Here is a 17642-nt window from a genome sequence, read left to right as displayed (position 1 = left end):
CCTTTACCAAGACAGGAGCAAATATGAAATTTCGTTTCGCTGCATTAGCTAGCGTCGCTCTATTAACAAGCACTGTAAGCGTTGCAGGTGTTGTGACAAGTTCATCAAACATTGATTTTCTTGCCATTGATGGACAAAAGCCAAGTAAATCACTTTTAAAAGAAAAACGCTCTTTTAATGTAAGTGATACTCTTCCTCACCAAGTGGTTGTTCGTGTGGCTGAAATTATCCGTACAGGCTCTGACCGCTCACTTTATGAATCAGACCCTATTGTCGTCACTTTCCAAGGTACAACAGATGACATCATTATTTCCGCTCCTCGCTTAGAAACTGAAAGAGATGCAAACGCTTTTAAAAAATCGCCTAAGATCACTGTTAAAACCGTCTCAGGCGTAGAAATTGCGACAAAACAAGAATATCTGAAACAAGAAGGTTTCTTACCGGGCATTAATCTAATTGAAAATCTATCTGAATATAATGCCTCTGGTGCGCCAGCGGCAGTGGCGCGTTTAGCCAGTACTACAATGCCTGTTGCAATGCCTGGATTTGGTAAAGCACAAAAAGGAAAAATTACTGTTCAAGGTGAAAATGTAGCCGAACAAATGTTGCAATACTGGTATCAGCAAGCAGATAAAGAAACACAGCAACGTTTCTTAAGTTGGGCCAAAGGTCAAAAATAAACACAACATAAAGTGAGCATTTTGCTCACTTTTTCTTTAGCATGTTTAAGGAGATATCATGCAGAGTACCGCACGTACCTTGTCTGTTAATAAACATATTGCACTGGTTGCACATGACCACTGTAAACAAGATTTGATAAATTGGTGTAAAACTCACCGCACTTTATTAGCACAACATACCCTTTATGCGACAGGAACAACTGGCAACCTCATTCAAAAAGAAGCAAATTTGCCGATTAAAAGTTTACTCAGTGGTCCAATGGGCGGCGATCAACAATTGGGCGGCTTAATTGCAGAAAAACAAATTGATGTATTGATTTTCTTTTGGGATCCGATGAATGCAGTCCCCCATGATCCTGACGTCAAAGCATTAATGCGAATCGCAACGGTGTGGAATATTCCCGTCGCAATGAATATGGCAACAGCAGATTTTCTCATTACATCACCTAGCTTTGCTCAAGAAACCCAAGTACGAATTCCTGATTATGACGGCTATTTGAAAGAACGTTTAAAATAACATCAGTTGTCGGTTATTTTTGTCAAAAATGCAGAAATCACATTATAATGGTGCTCAATATTGATCTCTTAATATTGAGCTATTTTTTATCTTCACGTTTTGATCATGTATGGAGAATAAATAAACGATGGCATTAATCTTAAATATCCTGAATTTTGTGCTAGGTGGTTTTGCCACCACTTTAGGTTGGTTGCTCGCAACGCTGGTTAGCGCGCTCTTAATTGTCACCTTACCTTATACACGTAGTTGTTGGGAAATTAGCAAAATGTCCCTCATGCCATTTGGTAATGACATTATTCATGTGAAATACCTTGAACCAACGCATGTTATTAGCAATTCCTTAGGCACGGTACTGAATGTACTCTGGTTTATCTTGTTTGGTTGGTGGCTCTGCTTATGCCATATTTTTTCCGGCATTGCACAATGTTTAACCATCATAGGCATTCCAGTCGGACTTGCTAATTTTAAATTAGCGGGCATTGCACTGTTGCCTGTTGGTCAACGCGTTGTCCCCAAAGAAGTGGCTGAAATCGCAAGACAACAAGCAGCACAACAATATTATCAGCGCCGTCATCACTAAATAAAGGACTCAAGGAATGAGAGAAGAACACGCATGAATAATTGGTTTAATGCAAAAATTATCGCAACAATCCCCATTTTTATTGCGATAAATATTGCGGCTTTCGCTATTTGGCTTCTGGATATCTCCGAACAAAGCATGCCGCTTATTTTAGGCATTATTGCTGGCGGATTAGTAGACTTAGATAATCGTTTAACTGGGCGATTAAAAAATATCTTTTATACCTTACTTGCCTTCTCTATTTCCTCACTAGTGGTGCAAATTAGCATTGGTCATGGCTTTCAATTTACGCTGTTGATGACGGCCATGACGTTTATGTTTACCATGGTCGGTGCAATAGGACAACGCTATAGCACCATTGCCTTTGGCACTTTAGTTATCGCCCTTTACACAACGCTTTCTTACTTGCCAGAAACTATTTGGTTTATCAACCCCATTATGATTTTATGTGGGACATTGCTTTACAGCATGATCACTTTAGTTGTGCATTTGTTTTTTCCTAACCGTCCAGTACAAGAAAGTATCGCGAAATCCTTCTTAGCCTTGGGACACTATCTTGACGCGAAATCACAATTTTTTGATCCCGATGAAATTGAACAACTGGCGAATAAAGAAGTGAATTTAGCCATGAAAGACAGTGCGCTTATTGAGGCATTTAATGCCACCAGAATTGCCCTGTTCTATCGTATTCGAGGTCAAAACCGCCATAGCCGCACACAAAAAATGATCCGTTATTATTTTGCGGCACAAGACATTCATGAGCGCGCGAACTCTAGTCTATTTAATTATCATACTATGGCGGAACAGCTCAAAAACACGGATCTCATTTTTCGTATTCAACGCTTATTCGAATTACAAGCCCAAGCCTGTCGCGAAATCGGTTTAAGTTTACAGCAAAATAAAGAGTACCATTACAATAATAAAGTCGAAAAAGCGATTGTAGGGCTAAATCAATCTTTTGAATTGTATGCAAAAAGCCATCTAGAAAATGAACACGTGGTGCTAAATCTTAAGACCTTGATTGAAAACCTGCAAGCTGTTGAATGGCAACTTAGTCATCTCGATCAAGAAACACACCAAGCTGAACGTGCATCTACCGCTAAAATTCATACAGAACAAGTTCGTGGTTTACGTAATATCCTGTATGCAATGAAAAGTCACTGCCATTTTAATTCTCAACTGTTTCGACATGCTGTGCGCTTATCTATCGTCGTTTTTACCGCTTGTTCTATTGTTGAATTTTTTCAATTAGAGCGAGGTTATTGGATTTTATTAACCTCCGTTTTTGTCTGTCAGCCCAATTATTCCGCCACTAAACTGCGCCTTCGTCAACGTATTATTGGGACAATTCTAGGCGTCATTATCGGTTCCTTACTACCTTATATTAATCCAACACTGGAATTGCAACTTGGTTTGATTGTGGCAACCAGCACCTTATTTTTCTTTTTTAGAACGAATAACTACAGTTTCTCGACTTTCTTTATCACATTACAAGTACTCATCAGCTTTGATGTAATGGGTTTTGATATTCATGAAGCGATGTATTCAAGGGTAATAGATACGTTCATTGGCGCTTTTATTGCTTGGTTTGCTGTGTCTTATTTATGGCCAGATTGGCGTTACTTACAACTCGATAAAGTCAGCCGTCAAGCGGTAAAAAGCAATGCCAAATACTTACTTTATGTGATTAGCCAACTGCAATTTGGTAAAGGAGATAACCTGAAATACCGTATTGTACGTCGCCACGCCCATGAAAATGCCACCGCCCTGAGTACCACCATTTCAAATATGAATAATGAACCAAACAAATACCAAGCACATTTGCAAAAAGGTTTTGAGTTACTGAAGATTAATTATTCTTTATTGAGCTATATTTCCGCATTAGGCGCTTATCGTAGTAATATGAAGGCATTACAACAAAATACCGAATTTCTGGCAGGTTTTTATCCAATTGCCAAGAAAATTATTTATGTATTGGAGCATATTGAAAAACTCAGACCCGAGGTGTTCCAAAAAATGCAAGAAAGGATTGAGAATGATTTAAAGCACGCGAACACTGAGCAAGCCGGTCATCTATTTCAACCGCAGTTTAGCGTGCCGATTCAGCAATTGAATATGATTAGTCAGATCTTGCCTTCACTTTACCATACGTTTCAACAAATCAACTTAAACCTCAAACAAAATTAAAATAGCTGCATCACCGCCCCATGCTTTTGGGGCTTGATGTAAGGCGCGTACTTTAGGATGTTGTACTAACCAACGTGGAATTTGGCGCTTTAAAATATACGAACCATAACCGGTCATCACACTCGCGCAATACACATGTTCATTTTCGCAGGCTTGTAATAAACTGGCGAGTTCTATTTTCGCTTGTTCTTTAGTCAGCCCATGAAGATCCAAAAAAAGTTCTGGCGAAAAATCACCGCGCCGTAATTGCTTTAAAATATGAGAATCTTCGCCTTCACGTAAATATCTCACCGCACTTTCTTCATTTAACAATGGCTCATATTCATCCGAGAAGTAAAAGAGGGTATCCTCTTTTTCGCGAATATCTCTTAATGTTGATTTCTTTTTAGACATTTTCTGACGAGGGGCAATAAACTTATCCTGCTTAAGCGCTTTCACCCCTTTGACTGCACCGCGGAATAACGCAATATCATCCGGCTCTAACATATTCTTTTGCTCTCCATATTCAAATAGATTCATAATAACATATCTTTATGATACATGATTTCCAAAATTTGGCGGAATATGATATAACTACGCCAGTTTTCTCTTATGATAAAAGGTACGTTATGACACATAATCAAGAGCTGATTGAAACAATCATTGCTGATCAAGTTCATCAAGAATTGCATTCTATTCAAGATTTTCTCCGCTGGACTTACAGCACCTTTAACCGCTCCGATATTTATTATGGTCATGGCTATAATAATGCCTGGGATGAAGCCTTACAGCTTGTTTTAACAACCTTAGCCTTGCCTATTGATTTTCCTAATGAATGTTATGCAGCGCATCTGACTCGCTCAGAAAAAGAGGTATTATTACGCCTGATTATTCAACGTTTAGAAAAACGTATCCCCGTTGCTTATCTGACCCATCAAGCATGGTTCTGTGGCTTAAATTTCTACGTAGATGAGCGCGTCATTGTGCCGCGTTCACCAATCAGCGCCCTCATTCAAGAAGGTTTTTCACCACTATTACCGCAGGAACCTAAACGTATTTTAGACATGTGTACAGGCAGTGGTTGTATTGCTATCGCTTGTGCAGAACGTTTCCCTGAAGCAGAAGTAGATGCCGTCGATCTGTCCTCTGATGCGCTTGATGTCGCGCAAATTAACATTGAGCGCCACAATATGCTCGATCGTGTTTACCCTATCCAATCAGATTTATTTCATGACTTAGCCAAAGATCAGTATGATTTGATTGTGGCAAACCCACCTTATGTTGATCTGGAAGACTTATCTGATATGCCAGCTGAATTTCATCATGAACCAGAAATGGCATTAGGATCTGGCGTCGATGGTCTAGAAATTACCAAAAAAATTCTCTATGCCGCGCCAGATTATTTAACAGAGCAAGGTGTGTTAGTCTGTGAAGTGGGTAATAGCATGGTACATTTAATTGAGCAATATCCTGATGTGCCTTTTAATTGGGTTGAACTCAAAAACGGGGGTGTCGGTGTCTTTGCGCTAACTCAGGCAGAACTGATGCAATACCGCCACCTATTTCAATAAAAAACGAATCAAAAGTGCGGTGAGATTTAACAACATTTTCATCGCCTATCACAACAAAAAACCAGTGAAAATTCACTGGTTTTCTATTAGGTATTACTTCATATTAGAAGAACACGCGTAAACCTACACCCAATTTTTTATCTCTCAAAGTTGGATCTAAATCATTGTCATGTTTGTATCTAAATACGCCACCTTCTAAATAAGTGACCACATTTTTATGGAATTTATAGTCCACACCCGCGATATACGCACGTAATCTCACTGTGCGATCATAAGCTGTCACGGCTTTACCCCAGATAAAGTCCGTATAGATTTTTGACTCTGGAATAAATTGATATTTCAAACCTAATTCGACTTCGCGAACTTTGTGGAAACTATCATCTTGATTAGGTTGACCCGGATGTTTTTGTCCACGCCATAGAATCGTACTAACGTCACCGCTTTTAACTTGGGAGTAATCTACTGCCACTGCAAAATCTTGGTAACTTAACTCACCGCCTACTGTCCAAGCTTTCTGATTAACAGATAGCATGGCATCACCGATTTTTTTGCTGCTGTATCCGGCTTCTAAAGCAAAACCCAAATCACCCACAGTTCGGTTATAAAATACGCCTAACACATAAGCGTTGTTATTAATATTCTTTTTATTTGCTGCTTCTGTTTTAGATGGATCTTCATCAAATACATAGTCTGCACCAAAACGGAAACCTGCAAAATCTGCTGATTTGAAATGGATGACTTTTTCACCACTGGTGACTAATTTATTGACACCACCTAAGTTGTACGTGTAATCCGATAAACCGATATCATCACCAATTGTTAACTGTTTACCGAACGTTAATTTACCTACTGCTTCGTGATTAAACCCAGCAAATAAACGAGAAATTTTAGTCTGATCACCAATCCCTTTATCGCTAAAACGCACTTCAACTTGTCCTAATGCACTTAATCCCTCACCTAACTGATGAGTGACATCAAAGGTCACACGTGATCCTTTATCTTTTAAGTCGGTACGATGATTGGTTTCACGTTGTAAAAGTAAACGAACAGAACCGCTTACATCCACTTTGGTTCCTTCTTTATCGAAAATGGTTGCTGCACTGACAGAAGTCACTGCAAATGAGCTGATCGCTAATGCAATAAGTGTTTTTTTCATAAGATCCATTCCTTGCAACATATTGATATGTATTATTTTGAGAAAGATGACCGCATAACGACTTTCAAAATCCTAATTTATTGTAAGTAAAACAAATAAAACCCAATAAAAAGCCAGTGCTAAACACTGGCTTTTTTAGATTCTAACAAAAATTAGAAGTGTACGCGTAAACCTGTACCAACTACATTATCTTTTGTTGTTTTACCATCTGCATCTTTTGTTCTTCCCCAAGCACCTTCAACAAAGGTTTCAACTTGTTTGTGAAGTTTGTAACCAAAACCTACAGCTACAGTGCGAGTTCTTTCAACATCACCTTTAGGACCTTCTTTTTCCCAGATGAAGTCTGTATAAACTTTCGCTTTATCATTAAGGTCATAGTTTAAACCCACTTCAAGTGCACGTTTTTTACCATCTACGTTAGTCACTTTAGATTGTGCGTAGTCAACACCAAGCGCTAAACCAGCGTACGATAATTCTGCACCGACCAAGAAAGCTTTTTCTTTTTCATCTTTGAAACGCTCTACTTGACCAGGAGGTAAAGGCTGAGGTTGTTCAACTTTCTGTTTTACATATTTTTGGCTATAGCCTGCTTCGAATGCAAAACCAACATCACCGATTTGTCTGTTGTATAAACCTGCTACTACGAAACCGCGACCATCACGTAATGCATCTTTGTTTGCATCGCCTGAGAACACATACGCACCACCAAATGTGAAACCGTTGAACTCTGCTGATTTGAAGTTAATTGCTTTTTGACCACTAGTAATAAGTACGCCATTGATACCACTGTTAAAATAAGTGTAATCAGACACACCAACATCATCACCAATTGTTAATTGGTTACCAAAAGTTAATGTACCTAAACCTTCATACGCAAAACCCGCATAAAGACGTTTAGCATGAACTTCGTTACCGATTGGTTGGTTAACTTTACCCTCTTTATCTTTCACATCTTTACTAAAACGAAGTTCTGCATAACCTAATACGCTTAAGCCTTCACCTAAGTCATGAGATGCTTTGAAAGAAACGCGTGAACCGTTATCAATTAAATCACCACGCATATCTTTTTCTTTTTTAAGAAGTAAACGTACAGAACCGTTTACATCAACTTTTGTACCGTCTTGATTGTAAACTGTTGCTGCGTTTGCTGAAGTTGCTGCTACTGCTGCGACTGCTAATGCTACGATTGTCTTTTTCATAGTATCACTACCTTGTTTTTGGAGTTTTATAATTCGATTAAATGATTGTTGCCAATCACTCAATCAACCTAAAATCGACTAACAGACGATAAGTCGTCTGCACATTTTTGCAAATGCAAGATAGCAAAGCTCCGTTTTCTTGTCAAAACAAAATAAGTTTGTCTTTTTTTTACCTTATCCTTTAAAAACAACATGTTACAAAAAATCAGCGGTTTTTTCAGGGTTAAAAAAGTGTTAAAAGGATCACATTTATTAAAAATTTTATTTTCTTTAGAACTTTTCTTTTAAAACATAACACATTGATTTAGAAATAAAAATAGTATAAATCAAAGATAAAAACATCGGGCAAATGCCTCTATTTCTCACTTCACTCAAATTTTATTTATATTTTGTGATCAAGATCACATTATTTTAAATCTCTCTTACTAGATGGACGCTTTTTTAAACAAAATCACGGTCTAATCGTGCATAAAATCGTTCAATTCTCCTTATGAAAAAGCATGGAAAAGCACCTCTATTCCATGCGGTGCTTTCGTATTTTATCAGTGTAGTGTGGCACTTTTTGTTGTATACGCTTTCTGTTCCTGCGCCTACCCCAAATTTTCTATTGTTCTTGAAACAATAAATAGCGATAATATGCCACTTAACTTCAGGGCATCCTTTAATCGTCGCCCGAGAACATCATACTTATGACAGAATACATTCTCCTTATTATTAGTACAGCCTTAATTAATAACTTTGTCCTGGTGAAATTTCTAGGGCTTTGTCCTTTTATGGGCGTTTCTAAAAAAATTGAAACCGCAATTGGCATGAGTTTAGCGACCATGTTTGTCCTTACTGTTGCTTCAATCTCTGCTTATTTAATTGATACCTATATTCTTACTCCCTTAAGCGCGACTTTTTTACGTACTCTCGTCTTTATTTTAGTAATTGCTGTGGTGGTACAATTTACTGAAATGGTCATCAATAAAACCAGTCCTACACTGTATCGTTTATTGGGGATTTTTCTCCCACTCATTACGACAAATTGTGCTGTACTTGGCGTCGCACTGTTAAATATTAATCAAGCACACACCCTGACCCAATCAGTGATTTATGGTTTTGGTGCATCATTAGGTTTTGGCTTAGTGCTTGTTCTCTTTGCTGCCTTACGTGAACGCTTAGCCGCGGCAGACGTGCCTCATGTTTTTAAAGGTGCCTCGATTGCTTTAATCACAGCAGGGTTAATGTCACTTGCCTTTATGGGCTTTACAGGATTGGTGAGATGATAATGACAACAGTCTATTTTATCCTCGTCGCTATCGCTGTATTAGCGTTGATATTTGGTGCAATCTTAGGCTTTGCTTCCGTTAAACTGAAAGTAGAAGCCGATCCAATTGTGGAAAAAATCGATGCTTTATTACCACAAAGCCAATGTGGTCAATGTGGTTATCCCGGTTGTAAACCCTATGCTGAAGCCATTGCTAATGGTGATGATATCACTAAGTGTATTCCCGGGGGGCAAACCGTAATCGTCAATATTGCCGAATTAATGGGAGTTGAGCCACCCACAACGGATATTGAGGGTGATCCAGCACCTATGGTTGCCTTTATTGATGAAGACATGTGTATAGGTTGCACAAAATGCATTCAAGCCTGTCCTGTCGATGCCATTATTGGCACAAATAAAGCCATGCATACCATTATTCCTGATCTTTGTACGGGCTGTGAACTTTGTGTACCACCTTGTCCAACAGATTGTATTTCCATGATTAAGGTAGAAAGTACAATTCATAACTGGAATTGGAAATTCGATCCTAAACTGGTTATTCCCATTGTTGATACCACAACAACACAGAAAAAATTGATCAAAGGGGAATAAAAGAATGGATGTTTTAACACGTTTTAATTCAGGTAAATTGTGGGATTTTAAAGGTGGTGTCCATCCGCCTGAACGGAAATCGCAGTCAAACCAAAAACCGATTCGTCACGCAAAATTAGTTGAGCATTTTTATATTCCCGTTGTGCAACATGCTGGTGAGGCTGGAAATATTTTAGTTAAAGTCGGCGATTATGTATTCAAAGGTCAGCCGTTAACACAAGGCGATGGCTTACGTGTGTTACCTGTCCATGCCTCTACGTCGGGTTTTATTCGAGCCATTGCACCTTATGCTAGTGCGCACCCTTCCGGCTTGGCGACACTTTGTTTGCATCTTGAAGCGGATGGTAAAGATCAATGGCGTGAACAACACCCCCTTGACGATTTCCTCACCCAAACGCCTGAAAAGCTGATTGAAAAACTCTATCAAGCGGGTGTCGCTGGGTTAGGTGGTGCTGTTTTCCCAACCGCAGCTAAACTGCATTCTGCTGAAAAACAAGTCAAATTATTAATTATTAATGGGGCTGAATGTGAACCTTATATTACCTGTGATGATCGTTTAATGCGCGACTACGCGGATGAAATCATCGAAGGTACTCGCATTTTACGCTATATTTTACGCCCTGAAAAAGTCGTGATCGCGGTCGAGGACAATAAACCAGAAGCCGTTGCAGCTTTACGTCAAGTTTTACAAGGCGCGAATGACATCGAGATCCGTGTCATTCCTACTAAATATCCTTCTGGTGCCGCTAAGCAATTAATTCAAATCCTCACCGGCATGGAAGTCCCCAGCGGTCAACGCTCTTCCAGTATTGGTGTATTGATGCAAAATGTTGCTACGGCCTTTGCTGTTAAACGAGCAATTATGGATGATGAGCCACTGATTGAACGTGTTGTCACATTAACGGGAGACAAAGTACGTCATAAAGGCAATTATTGGGTACGCTTAGGCACTCCAATCTATCAGCTCTTACAGCAAGTGGACTATCATTATGACGATCGTTTTCCTGTGTTTATGGGAGGACCGATGATGGGCTTTATCTTGCCAGATTTGCAGGCTCCCGTCACCAAAATGACCAACTGTTTATTAGCCCCAGATCATTTTGAATATGCCCCACCTGCCCCAGAACAATCTTGTATCCGTTGTTCTGCTTGCTCTGATGCCTGCCCGGTAAGCTTGATGCCACAACAACTGTACTGGTTCGCACGTAGTGAAGATCATGAGAAATCCGAAGAATATGCCCTGAAAGACTGCATTGAATGTGGCTTATGCGCTTATGTCTGCCCAAGTCATATTCCGTTAATCCAGTACTTCCGCCAAGAAAAAGCCAAAATTTGGGAAATTCAACAAAAAGCCAAACAAGCAGAAGAGGCCAAACAGCGTTTTGAAGCACGCCAAGCACGTTTAGCACGTGAAGAACAAGAACGTAAAGCACGAGCACAAAAAGCCATGGAAGCGCGCCGTCAAGAAATGAAAACGGCGCAAGGAATAGACCCTGTTCAAGCCGCGCTTGAACGTTTAAAAGCGAAAAAAGCTGATAATGACAGCAGTGCGAAGGTGGAAATCAAAACAATTGTGACAGAAAAAGGCGACATCTTACCTGATAACAGCGATATTATGGCGCAACGTAAAGCACGTCGCTTAGCACGCCAACAGCAAACACAAAACACCGACGCTTCGCAGATTGAAACAAACGAAGAAAATAAATCAACTGACAGCAAATCGGCTGTTGCCGCTGCCATTGCGCGCGCTAAAGCCAAGAAAGCGGCACAGCAAGGCAGTGCGCTAGAACAAGACGAAATTTCATCAAGTAATACGCTTAGTGTAGGAAATGACACAGAACTGGTAGCGGATGATCCGCGTAAAGCGGCGATTGCCGCCGCCATTGCGCGCGCGAAAGCCAAGAAAGCGGCACAGCAAGGAAGTGCGCTAGAACAAGACGAAATTTCATCAAGTGATACGCTTAGTGTAGGAAATGACACAGAACCGGTAGCAGAAGATCCACGCAAAGCGGCGATTGCCGCCGCCATTGCGCGCGCTAAAGCTAAAAAAGCAACACAGCAAGGCAGTGCGCTAGAAAAAGACGAAATTTCATCAAGTGATACGCTTAGTGTAGGAAATGAAGCCGAATTGGTAGCTGAAGACCCACGCAAAGTGGCGATTGCCGCCGCCATTGCCCGTGCCAAAGCTAAGAAAGCGGCACAACAAGGAAGTGCGCTAGAAAAAGACAAAATTTCATCAAGTGATACGCTTAGTGTAGAAAATGAAGCCGAACCGGTAGCAGAAGATCCACGCAAAGTGGCGATTGCTACCGCCATTGCGCGCGCTAAAGCTAAGAAAGCCGCTAAAGCCAATAATCATGACGCATAAGGACGAGAAATTACATGTTTAAAATGGTCAGTTCCCCTCATACTCATTCCGGTAAACTCACAATGCGTATTATGTTGTGGGTCATTTTAGCAATGCTACCGGCAATGGGTGTGCAACTCTACTATTTTGGCTTTGGTGTCTTAATTCAAGTGGCATTAGCCATCAGCTTCGCCTTATGTTTGGAGGGAATTGTCACCGTATTACGCCAAAAACCGACGCTGTTCTATCTGTCAGATTTCAGTGTGATTTTAACTGCGCTGATTCTTGCTATGGCCATTCCCCCTTACGCCCCCTATTGGTTGATTCTGATTGGGACATTTTGCGCGGTGATCTTAGGTAAACATGTTTATGGTGGCTTAGGGCAAAACTTATTCAATCCAGCGATGGTTGGTTATGTGGTGTTACTAATATCGTTCCCATTACAAATGACCACTTGGTTACCTCCAATCCAATTGCTTAATGAACCCCCTACTTTACTGGATGCTTATTCGTTAATTTTTACAGGATTTAGCACAGATGGCTTTAGCCTACATCAATTTACGCAGTCCGTAGATGCGATAACACAAGCAACGCCACTTGATAGTGCCAAAGTGATCTTAAAAGAGGGTGTTAACTATCACACATTGCTTCAATCACCAATTTTTGAGGCGGGATTTGCGATTGGCTGGTGGCAAGTTAATTTGGCATTTTTATTAGGTGGGCTATTTTTAATTTGGAAACGGATCATTCACTGGCAAATCCCCGTCGCCATGCTAGTCAGTTTTACACTTTTGGCGGCAATCACGGAACTCGTGGCAAGTATCCCTTATCTGAAAACTTTACCGCATTTATTCAGTGGTGCCATGATGTTTGGTGCGTTCTTTATAGCTACCGATCCGGTCACTGCCTCGATTACCCCACGAGGTAAACTCGTATTCGGGGCACTGGTTGGCTTTTTGGTGTATATCATTCGTTTCTACGGCAATTATCCGGACGGGGTTGCCTTTGCGGTGCTATTAGGCAATATCTGTGTACCACTCATTGATCACTATACCCGACCACGTGTCAGCGGTCATCGTCAATAAGGAGCAAGCATGAAAACCGTTAAAATTTCTGCTTATTATGCGATTTTACTTGCCCTGATTGCGTTGATTTGTACCGCACTTTCAACGGGCATTTATCTATTAACCAAAAGCAAAATTGAGGATGAAATCAATAAACAGCGGCAAGCACTGCTACTGGAGGTGGTACCACAAGCCTATTTTGATAATCCACTGAGTGAAAACTGCCAGCGTCCAAACAGTGAAAAATTACGTGCTCAGCGTATTGATCGCCTTTGTATTGCCACTAAGAATAATCAAAAAACGGCTTATGCCTTTGAAACGGTGGCACCTGACGGCTACGCTGGTCGCATTCGCTTGCTAGTAGGCATAACACCGACAGGCACGATCTTAGGAGTACGGGTGCTTGAACATCAAGAAACACCAGGATTGGGGGATAAAATTGAAACGCGAATTTCCGATTGGATTTTATCTTTTAGCCAACAACAACTACGTTCAGATAACTTAGCGGATTGGGCAGTGAAAAAAGATGGTGGCAAATTTGACCAGTTTGCGGGCGCCACTATCACGCCACGCGCTGTAGTGAATCAAGTAAAACAATCGGCATTAAGCCTGTTAGATGAACTCAATCGAGAGAATTAATCATGAACGACACTTTCGCAAAACAGACCGCACTTTCTGACGCTAAAGACGATGTCATGGACCAGCAATCTACATTAGCGAATACATCCACTCCGTCGGTCTGGAAAACACTTTTCTGGCAAGGAGTATGGAAAAATAATTCAACCCTTGTGCAACTCTTGGGCTTATGTCCATTATTAGCTGTATCCAACAGTGTCACAAATGCCTTGGGGTTAGGCATTGCAACGCTATTCGTGCTGATTTGTAGTAACACAGTGGTCTCTTTATTCCGCAAACAAATTCCGCACGAAATCCGTATTCCAATTTATGTGATGATTATTGCCACGACCGTCACGGTGGTGCAATTACTGATGAATGCCTATACTTATTCACTCTATCAATCCTTAGGTATTTTTATTCCACTGATCGTCACTAACTGTATTGTGATTGGGCGTGCTGAAGCCTTTGCTTCAAAAAATCCGCTTTCCCATGCGATGTTTGATGGCTTTGCCATGGGGTTAGGCATGTGTTTAAGCTTAGTCTTTTTAGGGGCAATCCGCGAAATTCTCGGTAATGGCACCTTGTTTGACGGCATTGAGCATTTACTTGGTGATTGGGCAAAAGGATTGCGTATTGAATTATTTCATCTCGATAGCCATTTCTTGTTGGCGATTTTACCACCGGGCGCCTTTATTGGTTTAGGGCTCATTTTAGCCATTAAAAATGTCATTGATCAGCGTAACAAAGCATGAATAAACAAAAACGAATTGAAATTTTAACACGCCTACGTGATCACAATCCGCATCCAACCACCGAACTCAATTACAGTTCGCCTTTCGAGTTGTTAATTGCGGTGATCTTGTCTGCACAAGCCACCGATAAAGGCGTGAATAAAGCCACAGAAAAATTGTTTCCTGTCGCCAATACCCCACAAGCCATTTTAGATTTGGGGTTAGATGGACTAAAGGAATACATCAAAACCATTGGGCTTTATAACAGTAAAGCCGAAAATATCATCAAAACGTGCCGAGATTTGATCGAAAAGCACAATGGTGAGATTCCTGAAAACCGTTCTGCACTTGAAGCATTAGCTGGTGTGGGGCGGAAAACTGCCAATGTGGTGTTAAATACCGCATTTGGTCACCCAACTATCGCGGTGGATACCCATATTTTCCGCGTTTCTAATCGTACTGGCTTTGCGCCGGGAAAAGATGTAGTCAAAGTGGAAGAAAAATTACTCAAAGTTGTACCTGATGAATTTAAAGTCGATGTGCACCATTGGTTGATTTTACATGGACGTTATACTTGTATTGCTCGCAAGCCCCGTTGTGGCTCTTGTCTCATTGAAGACCTTTGTGAGTTTAAAGAAAAAACAGAATAATTAAAAAATATTGGATGTAATTTTATGACAACAACAAAACAAGAAAGACAAACTTGGTCAAGTCGACTGACTTATATTATGACTGTTGCAGGGGCAACCGTTGGTTTTGGCGCAACTTGGCGCTTTCCTTATTTAGTCGGGGAAAATGGCGGCGGTGCTTATGTGTTTTTATTTTGCATCGCTATGATCTTAATTGGAATTCCAATGATTCTGGTGGAAAATGTGATCGGTCGCCGTTTACGCGTCAATGCAATCGATGCTTTCGGAGATAAATTAGAAAAACGCAATATTTCAAAATATTGGAAAATTGTCGGCTACATGGGCTTACTCGGTGCATTTGGTATCATGGCTTACTACATGGTGCTAGGTGGTTGGGTAATTACTTATATTATCCATTTAGTGACTGGCTCATTGGATATCTCAAGCCCGATTACTAAAGAAGTCACGAAAAACTTCTATGATCTGCATATCAGCAACAGTCCATTAGAAATTAGCTTATATACCCTACTTTTTGTGGCATTAAACTATTTTATTTTAGCAAAAGGCATCATTGGTGGGATTGAGCGCGCAGTCAAATACTTAATGCCGTTACTGTTTCTATTCTTAATTGGCATGGTGATCCGTAATGTTACTTTGCCTGGTGCAATGGAAGGCATTAGTTTCTATCTTAAACCGGATTTTACCAAAATCACGCCACAGCTCTTTGTGTTTGTATTAGGACAAGTGTTCTTTGCGCTGAGTTTAGGATTTGGTGTATTAATCACCTTATCCAGTTATTTAAATAAAGAAGAAAACTTAATTCAAACTGCTGTGATTACAGGCTTTACTAATACCATTATCGCAGTTTTAGCGGGTTTCATGATTTTCCCATCGTTATTTACTTTTGGGATTGCACCGAATTCAGGTCCCACTTTAGTCTTCCAAAGTTTACCGATCGTATTTTCTCACTTATGGTTAGGCAAAATTTTTGCAATCATTTTCTTTAGTTTGTTATTGATTGCCGCCTTAACCACCTCTTTAACCATTTATGAAGTGATCATTACCGCATTACAAGAGAAACTCAAAATGCGTCGTAGTAAAGCAATTGTTTTCACCTTAGGTGGAATTTTCTTGCTGGGTAATATTCCGTCGATTTTAGGTGATAACCTATTAAAAGACGTAACCATTTTTGGTAAAAGCCTTTTCGATACTTTTGATTTTGTCAGTGGCAATATTCTGTTTATGCTAACTGCCTTAGGTTGCGCGGTATTCGTAGGCTTTGTGTTAAAAGATGATGCGAAGAAAGAACTCTCGCCACACCCAGACTCCACCTTCACGACAATTTGGTTTAATTATGTGAAATATGTGGTGCCGTTAATTATTTTAGTTATCTTTATCAGTAATCTGATTTAAACAAAAAGTCCACCAAACAAGGTGGACTTTTTTATTACATCACGAAAAAAAGCAAAAAGCGCTACCGCACTTATTCCGCACGGTAACGATTCTCTTCTGTTTCTGGTTCTAAATCTAATTTCGCCATTAAGAGCTGATCGCCGTCTTCTTCTGGGTTACCAGTCACGAGTAATTTATCACCATAGAAGATTGAATTCGCGCCAGCCATAAAGCACATGGCTTGCATTTCTTCCGACATGCCTTGACGCCCTGCTGATAAACGTACATAGCTTTTCGGCATGGTAATACGCGCCACCGCAATAGTGCGCACAAATTCTGTCCAGTCTAATTCTGCCGCATCGGCTAAAGGGGTACCTTCCACTTTCACTAATTGATTAATCGGCACCGATTCGGGTTGCGGGTCTAAATTAGCTAAGCTAGCAATTAATCCTGCTCTTTCTTTACGGGTTTCATTCATGCCAATAATCCCGCCACAGCACACTTTTAAGCCAGCTTTACGCACTTTACCTAACGTATTAATACGATCATCAAATTGACGGGTACCAATCACATTACCGTAGTGTTCTGGGGCTGTATCGAGATTATGGTTATAATAATCCAAACCCGCTTCTTTTAAATCTTCTGCCATCCCATCTTGCAATAAACCAAAGGTACCACAGGTTTCTAAGCCCAGTTCTTTCACCGCTTTAATGATTGCGGTAACTTTTTCAATGTCTTTCGGTTTCGGTCCACGCCATGCAGCCCCCATACAAAAGCGCCCTGCACCACGTGCTTTGGCAATTTTGGCTTTTTCAACAATTTCTTCCACATCGAGTAATTGCTGCTTTTCTACTCCAGTATGATAACGTGCTGACTGCGGACAGTAGCCACAATCCTCTGGACATCCCCCCGTTTTAATCGACATTAAAGTGGATAATTGAATGGCTTTAGGATTAAAGTTTTCTCGGTGCACTTGCGCAGCCCGATAAACCAAATCTAAAAAAGGGGTCTCAAACAGGGCTTCAATTTTACACACAGACCAATATTCTAAGGTCGGGTGAGGAGTAAGTGTACGAATCTCAAATGCCGTTGCCGTTGTCATATTTTTCTCTTTCCTTATCTAATTAATAA

General features: G+C 40.4%; 17 protein-coding genes. 13 read left to right on the top strand and 4 right to left on the bottom strand.

Annotated elements, in window-relative coordinates; genetic code table 11:
• Nucleotides 1–23 precede the first annotated feature (23 nt).
• The 4 genes from CKV69_RS01790 (at nucleotide 24) to yccS (ending at nucleotide 3964) form a co-directional block, all read left to right on the top strand.
• Nucleotides 24–680, top strand: coding sequence for a curli polymerization inhibitor CsgI-related protein (locus CKV69_RS01790; protein ID WP_014325888.1), 657 nt, complete (start codon nucleotides 24–26; stop codon nucleotides 678–680).
• A 58-nt stretch (nucleotides 681–738) separates the two neighbouring features.
• On the top strand, nucleotides 739–1197 hold the full coding sequence (locus CKV69_RS01785; RefSeq protein WP_005721627.1) for a methylglyoxal synthase: 459 nt from the start codon (nucleotides 739–741) through the stop codon (nucleotides 1195–1197).
• 127 nt (nucleotides 1198–1324) lie between these two features.
• The gene (locus CKV69_RS01780; protein WP_005726091.1) at nucleotides 1325–1777 is read left to right on the top strand and encodes a YccF domain-containing protein; all 453 of its coding nucleotides are present in this window, start codon (nucleotides 1325–1327) and stop codon (nucleotides 1775–1777) included.
• Nucleotides 1778–1810: 33 nt separating this feature from the next.
• Nucleotides 1811–3964 (top strand): YccS family putative transporter, encoded by a 2154-nt coding sequence (gene yccS / locus CKV69_RS01775; RefSeq protein ID WP_014325887.1) that lies wholly within the window; start codon nucleotides 1811–1813, stop codon nucleotides 3962–3964.
• Here the strand turns inward: yccS and smrB are convergent.
• Entirely contained in the window at nucleotides 3944–4450 is a 507-nt protein-coding gene (smrB, locus tag CKV69_RS01770; protein WP_005721623.1) for an endonuclease SmrB, read from the bottom strand. The genes yccS and smrB overlap by 21 nt on opposite strands.
• Before the next feature lie 122 nt (nucleotides 4451–4572).
• Between smrB and prmB the strand changes: the two genes are divergently transcribed.
• The gene (prmB, locus tag CKV69_RS01765) at nucleotides 4573–5514 is read left to right on the top strand and encodes a 50S ribosomal protein L3 N(5)-glutamine methyltransferase (RefSeq protein WP_016504485.1); all 942 of its coding nucleotides are present in this window, start codon (nucleotides 4573–4575) and stop codon (nucleotides 5512–5514) included.
• 103 nt (nucleotides 5515–5617) lie between these two features.
• Here the strand turns inward: prmB and CKV69_RS01760 are convergent, their stop codons facing one another.
• Both CKV69_RS01760 and CKV69_RS01755 read right to left on the bottom strand, forming a co-directional pair.
• Entirely contained in the window at nucleotides 5618–6670 is a 1053-nt protein-coding gene (locus tag CKV69_RS01760) for a porin (protein WP_014325885.1), read from the bottom strand.
• A gap of 152 nt (nucleotides 6671–6822) precedes the next feature.
• Entirely contained in the window at nucleotides 6823–7869 is a 1047-nt protein-coding gene (locus CKV69_RS01755) for a porin (RefSeq protein ID WP_025248445.1), read from the bottom strand.
• Nucleotides 7870–8558: 689 nt separating this feature from the next.
• Here CKV69_RS01755 and rsxA point away from each other — a divergent pair.
• The 8 genes from rsxA to CKV69_RS01715 are packed head-to-tail and all read left to right on the top strand — an operon-like array spanning nucleotide 8559 to nucleotide 16532.
• A complete protein-coding gene (gene rsxA / locus CKV69_RS01750) occupies nucleotides 8559–9137 on the top strand; it encodes an electron transport complex subunit RsxA (RefSeq protein ID WP_005721600.1) in 579 nt (192 codons plus the stop codon).
• Entirely contained in the window at nucleotides 9134–9730 is a 597-nt protein-coding gene (gene rsxB / locus CKV69_RS01745; protein ID WP_014325883.1) for an electron transport complex subunit RsxB, read from the top strand. Before rsxA ends, rsxB begins: the two co-directional genes overlap by 4 nt.
• 4 nt (nucleotides 9731–9734) lie before the next feature.
• Nucleotides 9735–12098, top strand: a complete 2364-nt coding sequence (rsxC, locus tag CKV69_RS01740) for an electron transport complex subunit RsxC (protein ID WP_025248444.1) — start codon at nucleotides 9735–9737, stop codon at nucleotides 12096–12098.
• A 14-nt stretch (nucleotides 12099–12112) separates the two neighbouring features.
• Nucleotides 12113–13162, top strand: coding sequence for an electron transport complex subunit RsxD (rsxD, locus tag CKV69_RS01735; RefSeq protein WP_014325881.1), 1050 nt, complete (start codon nucleotides 12113–12115; stop codon nucleotides 13160–13162).
• A 9-nt stretch (nucleotides 13163–13171) separates the two neighbouring features.
• Complete coding sequence (gene rsxG, locus CKV69_RS01730) at nucleotides 13172–13780, top strand: electron transport complex subunit RsxG (protein ID WP_005721592.1); 609 nt, start codon at nucleotides 13172–13174, stop codon at nucleotides 13778–13780.
• Between the two features lie 2 nt (nucleotides 13781–13782).
• Nucleotides 13783–14511: an electron transport complex subunit E gene (locus CKV69_RS01725; RefSeq protein WP_005726063.1), complete on the top strand. Its 729-nt coding sequence runs from the start codon at nucleotides 13783–13785 to the stop codon at nucleotides 14509–14511.
• Nucleotides 14508–15140 (top strand): endonuclease III, encoded by a 633-nt coding sequence (gene nth / locus CKV69_RS01720; protein ID WP_005721589.1) that lies wholly within the window; start codon nucleotides 14508–14510, stop codon nucleotides 15138–15140. Before CKV69_RS01725 ends, nth begins: the two co-directional genes overlap by 4 nt.
• A gap of 24 nt (nucleotides 15141–15164) precedes the next feature.
• Nucleotides 15165–16532, top strand: coding sequence for a sodium-dependent transporter (locus CKV69_RS01715; RefSeq protein WP_025248442.1), 1368 nt, complete (start codon nucleotides 15165–15167; stop codon nucleotides 16530–16532).
• A 70-nt stretch (nucleotides 16533–16602) separates the two neighbouring features.
• Here CKV69_RS01715 and bioB read toward each other — a convergent pair whose 3' ends face one another.
• Nucleotides 16603–17613, bottom strand: coding sequence for a biotin synthase BioB (gene bioB, locus CKV69_RS01710; RefSeq protein WP_005751292.1), 1011 nt, complete (start codon nucleotides 17611–17613; stop codon nucleotides 16603–16605).
• Nucleotides 17614–17642 lie beyond the last annotated feature (29 nt).

The organism is Pasteurella multocida (assembly GCF_900187275.1).
Taxonomy (GTDB): Bacteria; Pseudomonadota; Gammaproteobacteria; order Enterobacterales; family Pasteurellaceae; genus Pasteurella; species Pasteurella multocida.
This window is presented reverse-complemented; position numbering and strand designations above follow the sequence as displayed.